Source organism: Solidesulfovibrio sp. (assembly GCF_029978005.1).
Classification (GTDB): Bacteria; Desulfobacterota; Desulfovibrionia; order Desulfovibrionales; family Desulfovibrionaceae; genus Solidesulfovibrio.
Genome location: NZ_JARKOZ010000222.1, coordinates 1 through 17,997, shown reverse-complemented (window position 1 = coordinate 17,997; position 17,997 = coordinate 1). Strand labels below are relative to the sequence as shown.

Annotated in this window: 17 protein-coding genes and 1 pseudogene; 11 read left to right on the top strand and 7 right to left on the bottom strand. The window is 68.0% G+C overall.

What is annotated here, in order from left to right; genetic code table 11:
* Positions 1–213 precede the first annotated feature (213 nt).
* Entirely contained in the window at positions 214–2,685 is a 2,472-nt protein-coding gene (locus Q1K70_RS22055; RefSeq protein WP_300164912.1) for a glycosyltransferase, read from the bottom strand.
* A 212-nt stretch (positions 2,686–2,897) separates the two neighbouring features.
* On the opposite strand from Q1K70_RS22055, the gene Q1K70_RS22050 reads away from it, so the two are divergent.
* The 4 genes from Q1K70_RS22050 to Q1K70_RS22035 all read left to right on the top strand — a co-directional run bounded on the left by Q1K70_RS22050 (position 2,898) and on the right by Q1K70_RS22035 (position 6,520).
* The gene (locus Q1K70_RS22050) at positions 2,898–3,083 is read left to right on the top strand and encodes a hypothetical protein (RefSeq protein WP_300164910.1); all 186 of its coding nucleotides are present in this window, start codon (positions 2,898–2,900) and stop codon (positions 3,081–3,083) included.
* A gap of 397 nt (positions 3,084–3,480) precedes the next feature.
* Positions 3,481–4,146, top strand: a complete 666-nt coding sequence (gene phoU / locus Q1K70_RS22045) for a phosphate signaling complex protein PhoU (protein ID WP_300164907.1) — start codon at positions 3,481–3,483, stop codon at positions 4,144–4,146.
* Between the two features lie 29 nt (positions 4,147–4,175).
* Complete coding sequence (locus Q1K70_RS22040) at positions 4,176–5,261, top strand: HprK-related kinase B (protein WP_300164904.1); 1,086 nt, start codon at positions 4,176–4,178, stop codon at positions 5,259–5,261.
* Between the two features lie 47 nt (positions 5,262–5,308).
* Positions 5,309–6,520, top strand: a complete 1,212-nt coding sequence (locus tag Q1K70_RS22035) for a GAK system CofD-like protein (RefSeq protein ID WP_300164900.1) — start codon at positions 5,309–5,311, stop codon at positions 6,518–6,520.
* Between the two features lie 59 nt (positions 6,521–6,579).
* Here Q1K70_RS22035 and Q1K70_RS22030 read toward each other — a convergent pair whose 3' ends face one another.
* Complete coding sequence (locus Q1K70_RS22030) at positions 6,580–6,978, bottom strand: bacteriohemerythrin (protein ID WP_300164897.1); 399 nt, start codon at positions 6,976–6,978, stop codon at positions 6,580–6,582.
* Between the two features lie 269 nt (positions 6,979–7,247).
* On the opposite strand from Q1K70_RS22030, the gene Q1K70_RS22025 reads away from it, so the two are divergent.
* On the top strand, positions 7,248–8,078 hold the full coding sequence (locus tag Q1K70_RS22025; protein ID WP_300164894.1) for a hypothetical protein: 831 nt from the start codon (positions 7,248–7,250) through the stop codon (positions 8,076–8,078).
* Between the two features lie 500 nt (positions 8,079–8,578).
* Here Q1K70_RS22025 and Q1K70_RS22020 read toward each other — a convergent pair whose 3' ends face one another.
* From Q1K70_RS22020 to Q1K70_RS22005, 4 genes are all read right to left on the bottom strand, one after another.
* Positions 8,579–9,406: a tetratricopeptide repeat protein gene (locus Q1K70_RS22020; protein ID WP_300164892.1), complete on the bottom strand. Its 828-nt coding sequence runs from the start codon at positions 9,404–9,406 to the stop codon at positions 8,579–8,581.
* A 32-nt stretch (positions 9,407–9,438) separates the two neighbouring features.
* Positions 9,439–10,566 (bottom strand): glutamine-hydrolyzing carbamoyl-phosphate synthase small subunit, encoded by a 1,128-nt coding sequence (gene carA / locus Q1K70_RS22015; protein ID WP_300164889.1) that lies wholly within the window; start codon positions 10,564–10,566, stop codon positions 9,439–9,441.
* 107 nt (positions 10,567–10,673) lie between these two features.
* Positions 10,674–11,588: a D-alanine--D-alanine ligase gene (locus Q1K70_RS22010; protein WP_300164886.1), complete on the bottom strand. Its 915-nt coding sequence runs from the start codon at positions 11,586–11,588 to the stop codon at positions 10,674–10,676.
* Positions 11,551–12,162: an HDIG domain-containing metalloprotein gene (locus Q1K70_RS22005; RefSeq protein WP_300164917.1), complete on the bottom strand. Its 612-nt coding sequence runs from the start codon at positions 12,160–12,162 to the stop codon at positions 11,551–11,553. Before Q1K70_RS22005 ends, Q1K70_RS22010 begins: the two co-directional genes overlap by 38 nt.
* A gap of 153 nt (positions 12,163–12,315) precedes the next feature.
* On the opposite strand from Q1K70_RS22005, the gene Q1K70_RS22000 reads away from it, so the two are divergent.
* The 6 genes from Q1K70_RS22000 (at position 12,316) to clpA (ending at position 17,530) form a co-directional block, all read left to right on the top strand.
* The gene (locus Q1K70_RS22000) at positions 12,316–12,678 is read left to right on the top strand and encodes a hypothetical protein (RefSeq protein WP_300164883.1); all 363 of its coding nucleotides are present in this window, start codon (positions 12,316–12,318) and stop codon (positions 12,676–12,678) included.
* A gap of 100 nt (positions 12,679–12,778) precedes the next feature.
* The gene (locus tag Q1K70_RS21995; RefSeq protein WP_300164880.1) at positions 12,779–13,006 is read left to right on the top strand and encodes a HypC/HybG/HupF family hydrogenase formation chaperone; all 228 of its coding nucleotides are present in this window, start codon (positions 12,779–12,781) and stop codon (positions 13,004–13,006) included.
* Complete coding sequence (hypD, locus tag Q1K70_RS21990) at positions 12,993–14,084, top strand: hydrogenase formation protein HypD (protein ID WP_300164877.1); 1,092 nt, start codon at positions 12,993–12,995, stop codon at positions 14,082–14,084. The genes Q1K70_RS21995 and hypD overlap by 14 nt, the downstream gene beginning before the upstream one ends.
* 18 nt (positions 14,085–14,102) lie before the next feature.
* Entirely contained in the window at positions 14,103–14,702 is a 600-nt protein-coding gene (locus Q1K70_RS21985; protein ID WP_300164874.1) for a class IV adenylate cyclase, read from the top strand.
* A gap of 230 nt (positions 14,703–14,932) precedes the next feature.
* A complete protein-coding gene (gene clpS, locus Q1K70_RS21980; RefSeq protein WP_300164915.1) occupies positions 14,933–15,235 on the top strand; it encodes an ATP-dependent Clp protease adapter ClpS in 303 nt (100 codons plus the stop codon).
* Positions 15,236–17,530, top strand: coding sequence for an ATP-dependent Clp protease ATP-binding subunit ClpA (gene clpA / locus Q1K70_RS21975; protein ID WP_300164871.1), 2,295 nt, complete (start codon positions 15,236–15,238; stop codon positions 17,528–17,530).
* Here clpA and Q1K70_RS21970 read toward each other — a convergent pair.
* A pseudogene (locus tag Q1K70_RS21970) lies at positions 17,472–17,997 on the bottom strand (hypothetical protein); the annotation flags it as partial. The gene clpA and the pseudogene Q1K70_RS21970 overlap by 59 nt on opposite strands.

Here is a 17,997-nt window from a genome sequence, read left to right as displayed (position 1 = left end):
CCGCGTCAGCGGCGGCAGCGGCAGGCGAAATTCCGCCCCCATCTTCGGTCCGCCAAGGCAAACCGCACCGGTGACCGCAGTCCCCCCGTCCGACCACGCCGACGGGGGGGCCTGGGGGGAGTGACTCCCCCCAGTGGGGTTCGGGGCAACGCCCCGATGGGTCCAGGGCAACGCCCTGGCAGGGCCGGGACAGCGTCCCGGTTCTTCCAACAGTTAGGCGGCGACGACCATGCGCTGGGGCTTTTCGGGCCTGGGCGCGGCGTCGGTGGCGGGCGCGGCCACGGCGTCGCCGTCGTACATGGCCCAGTAGTCTTCGAAGGCCTGTTCGATGGTGCGTTCCTCGGCGTAGGCCCGGCCGGCCAGGCCCATGGTCCGCATGCGCGCGGGATCGGCGAGCAGGGTTTCCATGGCCGCCTGGAGCGCGGCGGCGTCGCCGGCCGGCACGACCAGTCCGGTCTCGCCGGGCAGGATGTTTTCCATGGGTCCGCCCTGGTCGGTGACGATGATGGGCAGTCCCGAGGCTTGGGCTTCCAGCACGACGTTGCCGAAGGTGTCGGTGGCGCTGGGGAAGACGAACAGGTCGCTGCTGGCGAAAAGCGCCGCCAGTTCCTCGCCTTCGCGGTAGCCGGTGAAGGTGGTGGGCGTGCCTTCGAGCAGGGCGCGCAACTCGTCGAGGAAGGGGCCGTCACCGACCACGGTCAGGGTCGCGTCCTTGCGCTTGGCGCTGACGGCCCGAAAGGCCTGGGCCAGCAGGTGCAGGTCCTTCTCGCGGGACACCCGGCCGGCGTAGAGCAGGCGCGGGCCGCCGCCCATCTGGAAGCGGCCGGCGACGTCGTCCGAGCGCTTGGCCGGGTGGAAGCGGGCGACGTCCACGCCCCGGGGAAACAGCCGCAGTTTGGCCGGGTCGAGGCCCTTCTCCTCGAGTTCCCGCCCGGTTTCCCGGGAGGGGATGTAAACGAGGTCCATCTGGTTGTAGTACCAGATGATGAATTTCCAGGTGAGGTCTTCCATGGCCTCGTCGCCGGTGAGAATCTGCGCGTACTGGGGCAGGGCGGTGTGGTAGGTGCCGTAGATGGGCAGGCGCAGGGTCTTGGCGATGCACAGCGCAGCCAGGCCGATGGGGCCGGGCGTGGCCGAGTGGATGCGGGTGAAGCCGCCGGCGTAGACGTAGTGGAGCATTTCCAGAAGCGGCGGGTAGAAGAGCTTCTGGTCCGGGTATTCGTCCAGGTGGTAGACGCCGATGGGCTTGAAGTTCTGGACTCCCGGCTCGAAGACGCGCTGGCCGTGGTCGCAGGTGACGATGGACAGGCCCTTGCCGGTGCGGATGGCCAGTTCGGCCTGCTGGCGCAGGGTGCCCGAGACGCCGTTGATCTCGTGGAAGGTGTCGGTGAAGTGGGCCACGCGGACTTCGTCGCCCTGGCCGTTTTTTCCGGTGACGGCCTTGCGGACCTCGGTGCTGAACTGCCGGTCCTTGGTGAAGATGGAGTAGGCCAGGAAGTAGGGGGCGAGCATGGTGTAGAGCGCCCCGGCCGAGCCCAGGGTGCCGAAGATGTCGAAAACGTTGGCCCCGCTGACGTGGTCCAGCAGCGTCCGGGCGAAGTGGGAGGCGATGCGGTTGGTGGCCCGGTTGACGAAGGAGAACCAGCCGCTTTCCAGGTTCTCGCCGTTGAGCACGCCGGCCTGGGCGAATTCCATGAGCGTGGCGTCGGAGCGGATGAGCGACTCGGTCTCGGTGCGGATGAGGTCTTTGAGCGGCGTGTTGGCCGTGGAGCGGCGGCGGGTGAGGGTGCGCACGATCCTGGTGCGCAGCTTGAAGGCCAGCCCGACGCTGGCCTGTTCGCCCGGTTCGAGGAAGCGGTCGATGACCTTGAGGCTCACGTCCTTGTCCAGGAAGCGATCGATGCTGAAGCGGTGTTTGTAGTACTGGTAGGCGATGCTGTAGAGGGTGCGGGCCATGGTGCGGGGCGTGGAGGACGCGCCCACGGCCCTGGCCGCGCCGTTTTCCAGGCCGTCGAGGAATTCCCTGAGGTTGGTCGCGCCGTCCACGTGGGTGTAGGTGGAGGCGATGTAGAGGGCGCTGTGGTCGTCGGAGCCGCCGATGAGGTTCTTGCGCCAGGGCTGGGTATAGCCGGGGTCGATGCCGTACTTCTCGGCCAGCCGCCAGATGGCGTCCTCGCCGAGGCTCGGGATGATCTCGCGCAGGCAGTCGTTTTGCCAGGCGTCGCGCGCGCCGTTGATCTCGAAGTTGCGAAAGAGCAGCAGGAGCTTTTCGAAATTCGGCACGGTGATGCGGTCGTTGACCCCGAAGAGGGGGTGGGCCGCGGCGTGGTGGATGTTCTCCCGGCGCAGGTAGTCCACCAGGTCGTAGACGTTCTCGCGCAGGCGCTGGAGTTCCCGGTGGATGGCTTCGTTGATGTCGTAGACCAGCACGTGGACCTTGCAGCGGTCTTCCGGGAAGTAGGAAGTCACTTCCTCGCTGATGAAGGTGTCGGGCAGGTGGGCGATGGACAGCGCCCCTTCGATGCGGTTGTGGTCGGAGATGGTGACCAGGCCCATGCCCTTGCGCTTGGCCTCCTCGTAGATGCGCATGGGCTCGGTGAAGCTCTCCGGGCAGTTGAGCTTTTGCAGCACCCACTGGGAGGGCCGGGTGGAAAATTTGGAATGCACGTGCAGGTCGATCTTCATGGTCTCTCCTTAGAAGGAAAAGGACCGGCGGGACGACCGGCGGCGGGACGGGCCGTGGCGGCGTCGGGCGGCGTTTGGGCCTTCTAGCGCCGCCCCGTGGCGGGCCGGTTGCGGTTGCCCGCTCTTTTGTTGACGCGCGGGAACGGATCGTCACGCAAATGACGCTTGTTCCGGGCGCGGCGGCGGCGCATGGGAATGGCATGGAACCGTCCATGCTCGAACCCCGCGACGTGGCGGCGCAGGCCGAAGGGTTGCGCCGGCAGGGGATGTCGGTGCTGCGGGCCCTGGGCGAGCGCTCCCTGGCCCGGGAGTTTTCCCGGCGCGCCGTGGCCATGGAGAACCCGGAGGCCCTGGCCGCCCTGCTGCTCGAGTACCTGCTGCGGCGCAAGTCCCGGTAAGGCCCGCCGCGATGGGCGCGTCCGGGCGCGGCTCCGCCGGAAGCGGCTGTTGCGGCCAGGCCGGGACCGGCGGCACGCGCGGCGCATCCCCCGATCGCCGACGTCCGACGGCCCTACCGAAGGACGTTGCGTTGTCATCTCCGGCCGGACACTCGACTCATTGTCACCTGTTCGCCACATTTCCATGGCGGGATCGTCAAGGTGGTTTGTCAGTGATTTCGTGGCGTGCCGGCTGCCCACGGCGGCGCGGCCGGTTTTTCATGGTTCGCGAAATCCCGGCACATCCTCCCAGGTGGAGTCGCCATGCCTTGGAAAGCATACGCGTGGGGTCGGCTCGTCGCCTTGAAAATCACACGTCAAACAAGGCCCTGAAACCAGGGCGTCGGGAGCTTGAGAGATGGAACCGAGATCGCATTTCCACGCGGAACTGGAGGCCCTCAAGGCGCGCGTCGTCGCGCTGTTCCAGTGCGTCGAGACCTCCAGGCAGGGGGCCGTGGCGGCCTATCTGCAAAACGACGGAGCGGTGGCCCGCCAGATCATGGAGGCGGACAAGGGCATCAACCAACAGGCCTGCGACCTCGACGAAACCTGCCTGCGCCTGTTGGCCCTGGAGCAGCCCGTGGCCCTCGACCTGCGCCGCATCGTGGGCTACGCTCGGGCCAGCATCAACCTGGAACGGCTGGCCGACGAGGCCGTGGGCGTGGCCGAAAGCGCCCTGAACGGGCCCGGCCTGCCCGGCGACTGCGACAAGTCCCTGGAAGCCCTGGCCGCCCACACGGCGCACATGTTCGGCCTGGTCACCCAAGCCTTCGTCGCGGACGACCTGAACCAGGCCATGGAAGTCTGCCGCCTGGACGAGCAGGCCAGGGAACTGGCCACGGCGGCCATGCGCTGCATCACCGAGGCCCTGTCCCAGTGCCATGCCCAGCCGGAAGCCTCGGTGCGGGCGATCCTGGCGGCCCGGTGCTTCGAGCGCATGGGCGGCTACGCCGCCAACCTGGCCGAGGTGGTCGTTTTCATCCTCAAGGGCGCGACGCTGAGCCAGCAGTGCCAGCCCAGGTAACGCCCGGAAAGCGTGGCGAGAAAAAGCGCATGGAGCAAGGACCGGTCACCTGCCGCGGCGTCGCCGAGGCCTACGCCCGGGGCGTTTCGGCCCCTCTCGTCCTCGGCCTGCGCCTGGGCCGGACCGGGGTGCGCCTGCGTTCCAACTCCGGGGCGGTCATGGACGCCCTGGCCGACCATTACCGGGATTTTCCCGGCGACGCGGACGCGGCGGACATCGAGGTGACGGTCCTGGACCACGGCCCGGTGTCCCTGGACCTGCCTTTCGTGCTGTGGGAAGGCGCAGACGACGAGGCCAAGGAAGAGTATGCGGACCTGGCCGACGGCCGGGCGGTGCGCAAGCGGCGCACCGGCATGTGGCTCGTGTTCGGGCGCGGCGGGCACTACGTGCTCGGGCCGTGCGTCGGCCATGTCGACCAGGTCGTCAACTGCATCAATGCCCGGGCCGCCGACCGGGAGCTGCGGGACGGGGCGCTGCTCTTCCATGCCGCCGGCGTGTCCGTCGCCGGGGCGGGGCTGGCCATAGCGGGCTTCGCCGGGGCGGGGAAGTCCACCCTGGCCCTGGAGATCATGCGCCACGGAGCGTCGTTTTCCTCCAACGACCGGCTCCTGGTCGGGCCGGCGGAGCAGGGCCTGGTCATGACCGGCGTGGCCCGTATGCCCCGCGTCAATCCGGGCACGATGCTGCACAACGACCGCCTGGCGCCGCTGCTCACCGAGGAGGAGCGCGCCGGCTACGCCCGCCTGTCGCGCGAGGCGCTGTGGACGCTCGAACGCAAGCACGACGTGCCCATCCGCGACTGCTTCGGCCCGGGTCGGTTCAGGCTGCGCTCGACGCTGGCCGCCCTGGTCGTGCTGCGCTGGCGTCCCGACCGGGGAGGCCTGGACGAACGCTGGGTCGAGGGCCGGGAGCGGGAGGCGCTGCTCCCCGCCTTCATGAAGGATCTGGGGGTCTTTTTCGAGGAGGGGCCGCGCCGGGCCCGCCCCGAGGAGTATCTCGAACTTCTCGCCGACTGCCCGGTGCTGCTGCTCGAGGGCGGGACGGACTTCCCCCGCGCCGCCGCCCTGTGCCTGGACCTTCTCGACGCCAGGGCCGCCGCGGCCTGCCCCGCCTGAGCGCCCGGAGACGACGCCATTTTTCGGACAGTCAAAAAGGAACGGCCGTGCCCGACAAGAAATCCTCCGCGCGCGTGACCATCGCCCGAAACATCCGCCTGCCCGACGCCGCCAAGGCGACCTTGTACCGGCGCGCCCCGGAGCTCGGCCCGAAGGTCCTCTTCTTCAGCGGCGGCACGGCGCTTCGGGGCTTAAGCGAAACGCTCATCGAATACACCGCCAACTCGATCCACCTTATCACGCCCTTCGATTCCGGCGGCTCCTCGGCCGTGCTGCGCCGCCATTTCGCCATGCCGGCCGTGGGCGACCTGCGCAACCGCATCATGGCCCTGGCCGACCGTTCCATCACCGGCAATCCGGCCGTGTTCGAGCTGTTCGCCTATCGCCTGCCCAAGGACGCCTCCCAGGAGGAGCTCGTCAAGCGCCTGCACCGGATGATCGCCGGCGAGGACCCGCTCGTGCGCCGCGTGCCCGACCCCATGCGCAAGATCATCCGCACCCATCTGCGTTTTTTCGAGCAGCGCCGCCCCGAATCCTTCGACCTGCGCGGGGCCAGCATCGGCAACTGCATCCTGACCGGCGGCTATTTCAACTACAACCGCATGCTCGATCCGGTCATCTACTTGTTCATGAAGCTGGTGGAGGCGCGCGGCGTGGTGCGCCCGGTGGTCAACGCCGATCTGCACCTGGCCTGCGAGCTGGAAAACGGCCGGGTCGTCATCGGCCAGCATCGCATGACCGGCAAGGAGGCCGCGCCCATCGACGCGCCCATCACGCGGATGTGGCTGACGCAGACCCTCGACGACCCGACGCCGACCACGGTGCGCATCCGCGAGAAGACCGAAGTCCTCATCCGCCAGGCCGACGTGATCTGCTATCCTTTCGGCAGCTTCTATTCGAGCCTGCTGGCCAACCTGCTGCCCCAGGGCGTGGGCGACGCCGTGGCCGCCAACACCTGCCCCAAGGTCTACATCCCCAACCTCGGCCACGATCCGGAGCAGTACGGCATGACCGTGGCCGGCCAGGTGGCCCGGCTCCTGGAAACCCTGGAAGCCGGCTGCGCCAAGCCCTGCCAGCGCCAGGACCTGCTGCGCTTCGTGCTGGTGGATGCCGCGCACGGGGCCTACGAAAACGCCCTGGACCTGGCCGCCATCCGCCGCCTGGGCGTGGAGGTCCTGGACGTGCCCCTGGCCCGGGAGGACGATCCCAGCCAGGCCGACAGCCGCAAGGTGGCCGAGCTGCTCGTTTCCCTGGCCTGATATCCGCGCTGGCGGTCCCGTGCCGTGTCCCCGGCCCACCGTCCCCGACCGGCGGGCGGCTAGCCCCCGCCGCGCAGGTATTCGCCCAGGGCCTTGTCCCGATTGGCGATGTGGTCCACGATCCAGCCCGTGAGAAAGACCAGCAGGTCGTCGATCATCTGGCTCGTCACCAAGCCGAATTCCTTTTCGATCTCGAAAAAGATGACGTTGTTGACGAAAAGCTCGTGTTGCCCGGCGTGTTCCGCCAACTGCGGGTAACCGGTCTCGCGCATGAGGCTCTCCTCCATGGCGAAGTGCCGGTCGAAGTAGTCGCGCAAAAAGCGCAGGGCTTCGGCCACCACAGCCGGCTCCTCGCATCCCTGCTTGCTTTCGAGGCCATTGACCAGATCGATGATGGCCTGATGCTGGGCGTCGATTTCCGCGACGCCCACGGACAGACTGGGGTCCCAGTGGATCATTGGCGCACTCCCGGCCCGGGGGAGGGAACGCGCCCCGGTCTTGGCGTCCGGGTCGGCCAGCCGGCCTGCCCGGGCGTGTTGTTCGATTCTCAAGCAGCATGCCCCGTTTAGCGCCGCCGGACAAGTCCTCTTGACGTGACGCTATGGCGAAGGCACCCATGGAGAGGGCAAAGACGGGGGAAATCACGGCAACCCCTGGCCAGGACGCGGGAAATGGGTGTAAGCCTGTCCCAACGACCCGCAATATCCCCAAACACACGGAGACGCCCATGCGCCGTCAGCATCTTGTCTTCCCGCTCGTATTGTGCCTCGTCGCCGTCCTCGCCGCCTGCCAGACCGCTTCCAAACGTCCGGTGTCGGCCGTGTCGACCTCCACGGCCGCCTCCCGCCAAGCCTCGCCCCTGGCCGGGGCCCGGCAGATGGTGGTGGTGGCGACCGAGGATTTTTCCACCGACCAGGCCAGGCTTCGCCGGTTCGAGCGCTCGGGCGACGGCCCCTGGCGGCCGGTCGGCGACGACGTGGCCGTGACGATCGGCAAGAACGGTCTGGCCTGGGGCCGGGGACTCCACGGCGCGCCGCCGGCCGGCGGCCCGGTCAAGGTCGAGGGCGACGGCAAGTCCCCGGCCGGGGTCTTCACCTTCTCCACCATCTTCGCCTACGAGCCGGCCAACCTCTGGGCTCCGGCCAAGATGCCCGTGCACAAGGTCACGAACCAGACGGTTTGCGTGGAAACCATCAACTCCAGCCAGTACAACCGCATCCTGGACGAGAACACCGTGGCCGTGCGGGACTGGGACAGTCCGGACCGCATGCTGCGGCCCGACGGCCTCTACCGCTACGGGCTCATGGTCGACCACAACGCGCCCGACACCAAGCCCGGGGCGGGCTCGTGCATCTTCATGCACCTGTGGCGTCGCCCGGGCGCGCCGACCGTCGGCTGCACGGCCATGAACGAACCGGCCATGCTGGCGATCCTGGCCTGGATCGACGCCGCCAAGCACCCGGTCCTGGTCCAGTTGCCCAAAGCGGAGCTGGCCCGGCTGGCCCCGGCCTGGGGCGCGCCCGAGATCGTCGATATCGTGGTCGGCCGGGACGGCTAGCGCCTCTTCCCTTGCCTGTACGATGGTTTTTTAAATAAATACTGCTATTCAAGAATTTTACCAGCGATATGCACATGCTTCGTTCTCGCGGACGTGACGTGAGGCGGCTAGGCGCGCACGCGTTTTCGCGCCCGGGGAAGGCTTTGCTTCGCTTGGGCAAATGGGAGGTCACCGCCGGTGCGCAAAAGCGACCGGGCCTGACGCGGTGAAGGGAGGTGGGCGCTTTACGGGCGCGGGGCTGAGTCGATCCTGCTGGACACCCCGGCGGCCATCCGGGGGTGCTTTACGGCCGCGGGGCAGGGCCTTGTGCCCTTTTGCTTGGCCTGACGGGAGACGCCGTCCAAGAGGCCGCGCTGGGGCACGGAAGGCCCAGCGCCACGGCCCGGCGGCTGCGGAGGCAGACAGGCGTCGGCACGGCAGGCGTGGGGGCCCGGCGATCGTGATGCACGGCAGTCGTGAAACAGGGTGACGCAGACAATGCGCCGCAGGAGGCGGGGTCTTCAGCCCGCCGGGGCGGGTTCGGGGTCCTTGCCCTGCTTCTTCAGGGCGAAGTTGAGGAGCTTGTGGGCCTCGATGAAGGCCGGGGAGAGGCGCAGGGCCAGGCGGGAAGCCCGTTCGGCCTTGTCCCAGCGCTGCCAGTCCAGATAGACCCGGCCCAGGTTGAAGTAGAGGTTGGGATCGGACTTGGCGAATTCCACGGCGCGCATGAAGTACTTTTCCGCGATGTCGTACTTGCGCAGCTTGCGCAGCACGATGCCGATGCGGTTGTAGTGGTGGATCTGGTCCGGGGAAAGCTCGATGGCCTCGTCGAGGTACTTGAAGGCTTCCTCGTAGAGGTCGCCGCTGATGAACAGCTCGGCGATGCGGGCGCGCAGGTCCGCGTCGTTGGGAAACTCCTTGGCCAGCTTCTCCAGGACCTGCCGGGCCTCGTCGAAGCGCTTCTCCTCGATGAGCAGCTTGCCTTCGGCCAGGCCCTTGGTGATGCGCTGCTCCATGTCCGCGATGATGTCCTTGGCCTCTTCCACGGCCGTGGCCTGGAGTTCGGTCAGGACGCCGACCAGGGTGTCGGCGAGTTCCTTCTCGCCGCCCGGGCTGAATTCGAGGATGAGCGGATAGATCTTGCGCAGGTTGCGGTCGCCGTTGAGGAGCAGCACGGCGTCGTTGATGAGCCTGGAGAACTCTTCCTTCTCCGCCTTCATCAGGGGCGTGCGCAGAACGGCGTTGACGGCTTCGTACAAGGCCGAGACGGCGGGCAGGGGCTTGGCCTGCTTGAGAAACGTCCCGACCTTGTTGATCTGGGCCCGGGCCTTGGTCAGTTCCGCGGACATGCGACTTCACCGTCGGATCGGCGCCTTTGTGTCTACTTGCCCGTCTCCCGGCGCACGATGTTGCGGAAACGGGTGAAGAAATACCGGCTGTCGTGGGGCCCGGGCGCCGCCTCCGGGTGGAACTGGATGGCGATGACGGGCTTTTTCTTGTGCGCGAAGCCTTCCAGAGTGCCGTCGTTGAGGTTCACGTGCGTCAACTCTACGTCGGACAGGCTTTCGATGTCCACGCAAAAACCGTGGTTTTGCGAGGAAATTTCGATGCGGCCCGTTTCCAGGTCCTTGACCGGATGGTTGAGGCCGTGGTGCCCGAACTTGAGCTTGTAGGTCCTGCCGCCAAGGGCCAGACCCAGGAGCTGGTGCCCCAGGCAGATGCCGGCCAGGGGATAGGCGTCGGCCAATGCGGCCGTGGTCTGGACCAGGTCCGTCAGCGCGGCCGGGTCGCCGGGGCCGGGGGAGAGGAACACGGCGTCCGGGGCCAGGCGCTTGGCCTGCTCGGCCGTGGTGGTGTGGGGCACCATGAGCAGGTCGAAGCCCTGGGCGCTGAGAAGTCGCATGATGTTCCACTTGATGCCCATGTCGAAGACGAGCAGGCGCGGGCCGTCGCCGGGCCAGTCGTAGCGGCCGTCCACGATCTTCGCCGGGGCGATGCCGTTGCCGGTCCAGACGAAGGGCGCGTCGCAGGACACCCGGTCGGCCAGGCCCAGGCCCTCCATGGAGGGCAGGCCCTTGGCCGCCTCCACTGCCTTGCGGGGGTCGGAGACGTCGGTGGAGATGTAGCCGCGCATGGCCCCGTGCAGGCGCAGGTGGCGGGTGAGCGCCCGGGTGTCGATGCCCTCGATGCCCGTCACGCCCTGGCTGGTCAGGTATTCGGGCAGGGTCATGGTGGAGCGCCAGTTGGAGGGCTCCTTGCAGCATTCCTTGACGATGAACCCGGCCACCCGGATTTGGGCCGATTCCATGTCCTCGGGGTTGATGCCGTAGTTGCCCACATGGGGGTAGGTCATGCAGACCATCTGCCCGGTGTAGGACGGATCGGTCAGCACTTCCTGGTAGCCGGTCATGCCGGTGTTGAAGATGACCTCGCCGCCGGCGCTGCCCTGGCCGGTAAAGGTTTGGCCGTGAAAAAGGGTCCCGTCTTCAAGGGCCAGAATGGCTTTCATGCATGTCTCCGCGGGTCTTGGGCCTTGGCCGTGAAAATCGGCCGCAGGCAGCGTACAAGGGAACGGGGTCGGCGTAAAGGCCGGGCGCGCCCGCCGGTTGCGGTCAATTAAGGCCTCTTGCCCCGGCGCGCAAGCCCCAGTTCGATGAGCCGGGCGATGAGCGCCGGAAAGTCCAGGCCCACTGCCCGGGCCGACCGGGGGAGCAGGCTCGTCGGCGTCATGCCCGGCAGGGTGTTGACCTCGAGCAGCATGAGGCGTTCGCCGTCGTGCATGAAGTCGGCCCGGCTGTAGCCGTCGAGCCCCAAGGCCTTGTGGGCGGCCAGGGTGACGCGGCCGATCTCCTCGGTCAGGGCGGCCGGGATGGGGGCCGGACAGATCTCGTCGGCGGCGTCCGGCTCGTACTTGCTGGCGTAGTCGAAGAATTCCCCGGCCTTGGGCCGGATGAGGATGGGCGGCAGGGCGACGTCGCCGAGCACGGGGCAGGTCAGCTCCGTGCCGTCGATGCCTTCCTCGACGAGGGCCGCGTCGCCCGTGGCGAAGACCTTGGCCAGGGCCGCCGGCAGGGCGGCCGGGTCGCGCACCAGGGACATGTGTACGCTCGAGCCGCCGCTGTTGGGCTTGACGAACCAGGGCGGGGGAAAATCCGGGGCGAAACCCGCCGGCGGCGGCCCGGGCAGGAAGACCCAGCGGGGCGTGGCCAGGCCGGCCGCGGCGAAAAGCTGCTTGGAGGCGGCTTTGGACAGGGCCAGGAACGACCCGGCCGGGCCCGCGCCCTGGTAGGGCACGCCGGCCGCGTCGAGCAGCGCCTGCGGCAGGCCGTCCTCGCCGGGCGCGCCGTGGAGGTTCAGGAAGACGAAGTCGCAGGCCTTGGCCGCGCCGAGGAAGCTCGGGAAATCCTGGGAGAAGTCCCAGGGCGCGACGATGTGCCCGAGGCTTTCCAGGGCCTTGGCGATTTGCCTGGCCCCGGACAGGGACACTTCGCGTTCACTCGACCAGCCCCCCGCAACCAAAAGTACTTTCATGGAGATTCATGTCCAGGGTTTGGGCCAGGGCGCGTTCGATGGCCTCGGCCTGTTGGAAGGATTCGCGGATGCGCTCGCGGATGTACTCCGTCTTGCCGTAGCGCACGAGCAGGTCGTCGAACCGGGACTCCAGGGTGACGACCTGGTTGTGCTTGACCCGCTTGTCGCTGTAGATGAGCACGAGCGGCAGGAAATTGGCGCGGATGTCCACGGCCTCGGGCCAGGAGACGTGGCAGGCCACGCCTTGCGCCAGGGCCGGATTGCCCGTGATCTCCTGCACCCAGGCCCCGCCGAGCTGGCAGTGGTTGCCGCCGTGGCGGATGGTGTAGGTCTTGGCCAGGTCGTGGAGCAGGGCCGCCGCCCGGACCTCGGCCACGTTGACCGGAAGGCCGGCCCGCGCCGCCGCCTCGGCCAGGGCCGTGGCCACGCAGGCCACGAGCTCGCTGTGCTCCCGGATGTTTTGCAGCATGCCGTAGGCGTCCCAGAGCAGGCGGCACTGCTCGTCGCTCGGCACGGGGTCCACCCGGGGCGGGGCGGCCGGCAAGGGTCGCTCTTCGGGGAGCGTGGCGGGCATGGGGTCGGTGGGGCGGGAAAAAATGTCTTCGGGCATGGCAAACGCCGGCGGTAAGCGGTGAAACGGTGACGCCGTCGTCGGACGGTGATAGCAACCCCTCGGGAAAAAGCAAAGGCCGGCGTGGGGCTTCCCCTCGCGCCGGCGCGGATCGCCATGAAAACATATCGCGTGCGCTACGAAACCAGGTTGATGCGGGAAAGGGAAGGCGTGGAGGTGGTGGCCGCCTCGGGCAAGGGCCAGGCCATGCTGGCCGCCCAGGCCAGGGTCCATCCCGACGAACGCGCCGACGAGCCCTATTTCCATTTCGAGCCCCTGACCATTCGCGCCCTGGACTCGGGCGACTATGAAGTGGCCTACCGGACCAAGGTCGAGGAGCCCGTTTCCGGCGAGATCGAGGTCGCGGCCGAATCCCCCGACAAGGCGGCCGCCAAGGCCCGCTTCGCCGTGCACCAGGAACTCATTCCGCCCAAGTGCTTCAAGGCCCTGGAGGTCGTGGAGGCGGCGGACCGGGAGTAGGCCGGCGCGTTTTGACAAGCGCGCCCGGGATGCGCATATACTGCCCACGCGGCGGACGCGCCGTCCGCCGCCAAGCCCCCTTCGGGGAGGAGCCCGCCCTATGTGCCTTGCCGTGCCCATGGAAATCACCGCCATCAACGAAAAAGTGGCCGACGTGGAAATCGGCGGCGTCACGCGCCAGGTGCGCCTGGACCTCATCGACGCCGCGCCGGCCGTGGGCGACTTCGTCATCGTCCACGCCGGCTTCGCCATCCGCCGCCTGGACCGCGAGGACGCCCTGGAAACCATCAAGCTCTTCCAGGAAGGCCTGAACCTTGAACTCATTTGACGCCTTCAAGGACCCGGCCCTGTGCCGGGCGCTGCTGGCGCGCCTGACCGAGGAGGCCGTGCGGCCCCTGCGCTTCATGGAGGTGTGCGGCACCCACACCGTGGCCATCTTCCAGTCGGGTCTGCGGGCGCTTCTGCCGCCGACCATCACCCACGTGACCGGCCCCGGCTGCCCGGTGTGCGTCACCCACGAATCGGAAGTGGCCTGCTTTCTGGACCTGGCCGGCCGCGACGACGTGGTCCTGGCCACTTTCGGCGACCTCATGCGCGTGCCCGGGCCCAAGGGACGCAACCTCAAGACGGCCAAGGCCGACGGCGCCCGGGTGGAGGTCGTCTATTCGCCCGTGGACGCCCTGGCCGTGGCCGAGGCCAATCCCGGCCGCACGGTCGTCTTCCTCGGCGTCGGCTTCGAGACCACGGCCCCGGCCGTGGCAGCGACCATACGGCTGGCCAGGGAGAAGAACCTGCGCAACTTCCGGGTGCTCTCCTTCCACAAGCTGGTGCCGCCGGCGCTGGAGGCCTTGCTCTCCGATCCCGACATCAACGTGGACGCCTTCGTCCTGCCCGGCCACGTCTCGGCCGTCATCGGCGCGGCCCCCTACGCCTTCGTGGCCGAGAAGCACCGCGTTCCGGCCGTGATCGCCGGCTTCGAGCCCCTGGACATCCTTTCGGCCCTGCGCGACATCGTGGCCATGCGCGAGGCGCAGGCCCCGGCCGTGAAAAACGGCTACACCCGCGTGGTCTCCGACGCCGGCAACCCCGTGGCCCGGGCCGTCATGGACGAGGTCTTCGCCCCGGCCGACGCCCTGTGGCGCGGCCTGGGCAGCATTCCCCGAAGCGGACTGGTCATCCGCGAGGAATTCGCCGATTTCGACGCCATGCGCCTGCCCGGGGTGTCCCTGGTGGAGTCGCCGCCGCTGCCGGGCTGCCGTTGCGGCGAGGTGCTCAAGGGCAAGATGGCCCCGGACCAGTGTCCGCTGTTCGACAAGGCCTGCACCCCGGCCACGCCCGTGGGGCCGTGCATGGTCTCCACCGAGGGCGGCTGCGCCGCCTACCACAAGTACCGGCTCGACCTGTAGCCTTTGCGGAGTTCGCCCGTGTCCGACGCCCCAGAGATCGAATCGAAGTTCGCCGTGGCCGGTTTCGAGGCCGTGCTGGACGCTCTGGCCGCCGCCGGCGGGGAGCGGCGCTCGCGCTGCTTCGAGGAAAACGTGGTCCTGGACACGCCCGAGGGCGCGCTTCGCGCCAAGAACATGCTCCTTCGCCTGCGCCGGGACGGGGCCGGGCGGGTGACCTTCAAGCTGCCGGCCGCCGACCCGGGCGACCCGTCCATAAAAATCCGCCGGGAGATCGAGACCGAGGTGGCGGACCTCTCCGCCCTGGAGGCCATTTTCGTCCAGCTCGGCTACGCGCCCTGCCTGCGCTACGAAAAGGTCCGGGAGACCTGGCGGCTCGGGCCGGTGCTGGTCTGCTGCGACGAGCTGCCCTTCGGCCGCTTCGTGGAGATCGAGGGCCCGCCCGGGGAGATCGCCGTGGCCGCCGAAACCCTTGGCCTGTCCATGGTCGAGGCCACGTCCAAGACCTACCACGAGCTTCACCAGGACCATCTGGCCGCGCGCGGGCTGCCCCCGGCCGACAGTTTCGTCTTCCCGGCCGACCTGCGCCGGTCGCTTCTGACGGGCCTGTCCAAGGCCTAGCCAAAATCAAGCAATATCAGGCCGCTGCAAACGCTGTTGTCAGTGGCCGCGTTTTTTCGTACCCCTTTTCATGGAGCGCAAGGCGGCCGCACCGTGGCGGCCGTCCGGCCGCCGCCCCCTCGACAGGCGCGGGCGGCGACTTATATTGTGACGGAACATGGACAAGGGGCGTGCGGCCCCGGATTTCCCGGACGACAGGGAAGAGGTGACGGCAAGCCATGAGCCAGCCCATGGAACAGGAACAGCCGGGAATCGGCGTCAGCGTCGAAGAGGACGTGCGCGAGCCGCGGCGGTACAAGGTGTTGCTGCACAACGACGACTACACGACCATGGAATTCGTGGTCCAGGTGCTCGTCGGCGTGTTCCACAAAAACGAAAACGAGGCCACGCAGATCATGCTGAACGTCCACAACAACGGCGTGGGCGTGTGTGGCGAGTTCACCGCCGAGGTGGCCGAACTGAAGGTATCCCTGGTGCACAGGCTGGCCAGGGAAAGCGGCTACCCGCTCAAATGCAGCATGGAAGAGGTCTGAATGCTGAGCAAGAAACTCGAAAAGGTGTTGACCAGCGCCGTCAAGGAAGTCAAGCGCCGCAACCACGAATATCTGACCCTGGAGCATCTGCTGTACGCCATGCTCCTGGAGGAGACCGGCCGGGACATCCTGGTCCATTGCGGAGCCAACGTGGTGCGGCTGAAGCACCAGCTCGAACGGTTCTTCTCCGACCATATGGAAACGCTGCCCCAGGACAACAACGCCGAGGTCGTCCAGACCATCAGCGTCCAGCGCGTGCTCCAACGTGCCATCATGCAGATGCAGTCCTCGGGCAAGCAGCAGGTGGAAGTCGGGGACGTGCTGGCCGCCATTTTCGACGAGGAAGACTCGTACGCCGTGTACTACCTGAAGTCCCACGGCGTCTCGCGCCTCGATGTGCTGGAATACATCTCGCACGGCGGCGGCCGCGAGCAGGCGCAGACCGAGGGCGCGGCCGGCGAGGACCAGCCCGCCGGCAAGTCCGGCTCGGCCCTGGAGCAGTACACCGTGGACCTGGTGGCCAAGGCCAAGAAGGGCGACATCGACCCGCTCATCGGCCGCGACCAGGAGCTCACCCGCACCATCCACGTGCTGCTGCGCCGGCGCAAGAACAACCCCATCTTCGTCGGCGATCCGGGCGTGGGCAAGACCGCCCTGGCCGAGGGCCTGGCCCTTCGCATCGTCAAGGGCGACGTGCCGGAAAGCTTCCGCGACACGCTCATCTTCGCCCTGGACATGGGCGCGCTTCTGGCCGGCACCAAGTACCGGGGCGACTTCGAGGCCCGGCTCAAGGGCGTGCTGTCCGAGCTCGAGCAAAAACCCGGCGCGATCCTCTTCGTGGACGAGATCCACACCATCGTGGGCGCGGGCGCGACCAGCGGCGGCACCCTCGACGCCTCCAACATCCTCAAGCCCGTGCTGGGGTCGGGCAAGCTGCGCTGCATCGGCTCCACCACCTACGAGGAGTACAAGAACCATTTCGAAAAGGACCGGGCCCTGTCGCGCCGGTTCCAGAAGATCGACGTGGGCGAGCCCACCATCGACGAGGCCGTGGAGATCCTCAAGGGCCTGCGCAGCTACTACGAGGAGCACCACGGCGTGCGCTACACCCCGGCGGCCCTGCGCTCGGCCGTGGAACTCTCTTCGCGCCACATCAACGACCGCTTTCTGCCGGACAAGGCCATCGACGTCATCGACGAGGCCGGGGCCGTGCGCAAGCTGGCCGGCACGGCCGCCAAGGGAGCCATCGGCGTGGCCGAGGTGGAGAAGGTCGTGGCGGCCATGGCCAAGATTCCGGCCGCCCGGGTGACGTCGTCCGACAAGGTGCGTCTGGAGAACCTCGAAGGCGAGCTCAAAAGCCTCATCTTCGGCCAGGACCAGGCCGTGGAGGCCATCGCCAAGGCCATCCTGCGCTCCCGGGCCGGGCTCGCCAACGCCGGCAAGCCCACGGGCTCGTTCCTGCTCGCCGGCCCCACGGGCGTGGGCAAGACCGAGATGGCCAAGCAGCTCGCCGCCGTGCTCGGCGTCCACTTCGTGCGCTTCGACATGAGCGAATACATGGAGAAGCACGCCGTGGCGCGCCTCATCGGCTCGCCTCCGGGCTACGTCGGCTTCGAGCAGGGCGGGCTTCTCACCGACGCCATCCGCAAGCACCCGTACTCGGTGCTCCTACTCGACGAGATCGAGAAGGCCCATCCGGACATGTTCAACATCCTGCTCCAGGTGATGGACTACGCCACGCTCACCGACAACAACGGCCGCAAGGCCGACTTCGGCCACGTGGTGCTGCTCATGACCACCAACGCCGGGGCGCGGGAGATGGCGTCCAAGAGCATCGGCTTCGGCTCGGGCAAGGCCGAGGATTCGTCGGAAAAGGGCCTCAAGGCCGTCAACCGGCTCTTCAGCCCCGAGTTCCGCAACCGCCTGGACGGCATCGTGACCTTCAAGTCCCTGACCCCGGACATCATGGACCGCATCGTCCACAAGTACCTGCGCGAGCTCAACGCGCAGATGGCCGAGAAGCGGGTGTTCGTGCGCCTGACCCCGGCGGCGGTCCAGGTGCTGGCCGAGAAGGGCTTCGACGCCGACTACGGCGCGCGGCCCCTGGCCCGGGTCATCCAGGAGGAGATCAAGGACGCCCTGGCCCAGGAAATGCTCTTCGGCAAGCTCCAGAAGGGCGGCGAGGCCGAGATCGACGCCGCGCCCGAAGGCGCTCCGGAACTGTTCAGCTTCACCTTCACCAGTCGCGCCCCGCGCAAGGCCGTGGCCGAGCCGGCGGTGGAGGAAACGGAGTAGAGGGAAGAAGAATGCCTCCGGCGGCCGGGAGGGGCGAGGCCCCTCCCGGACCCACCTCGCCAGGGCTCTGCCCTGGACCCGCCGGGGGGATAATCCCCCCGGACCCCTTGCTGGGGATGGAGTGTTTCCTACGGCATATCCCATCGCCTGGCCAGACATCGTCCGCTTCCAGCCGTTCCTCGATCTCCCGCAAGAGGCCGCGCTTGTCCGCAGCCCAGGCCGGGGCGATGAGCTCGCCCGGGGCGGGGTCGGCGTTTACGCGTTCGATGATGATGTCCGGCCGCAGGCGGGCTATGGCCGCGGCCACGCAGTCGACGTACGCCGAACGGGCCAGGGGCTCGAACGCGCCGGCCGCATACAGCCCGGCCAGGGGCGCGCCCGCCACCACCAGGCAGTTGTGGAGCTTGACGCCCGACACGGGCAGGGCGTTCAGGAAATCGATGGTGGCCAGAAAATCGGCTTGGGTT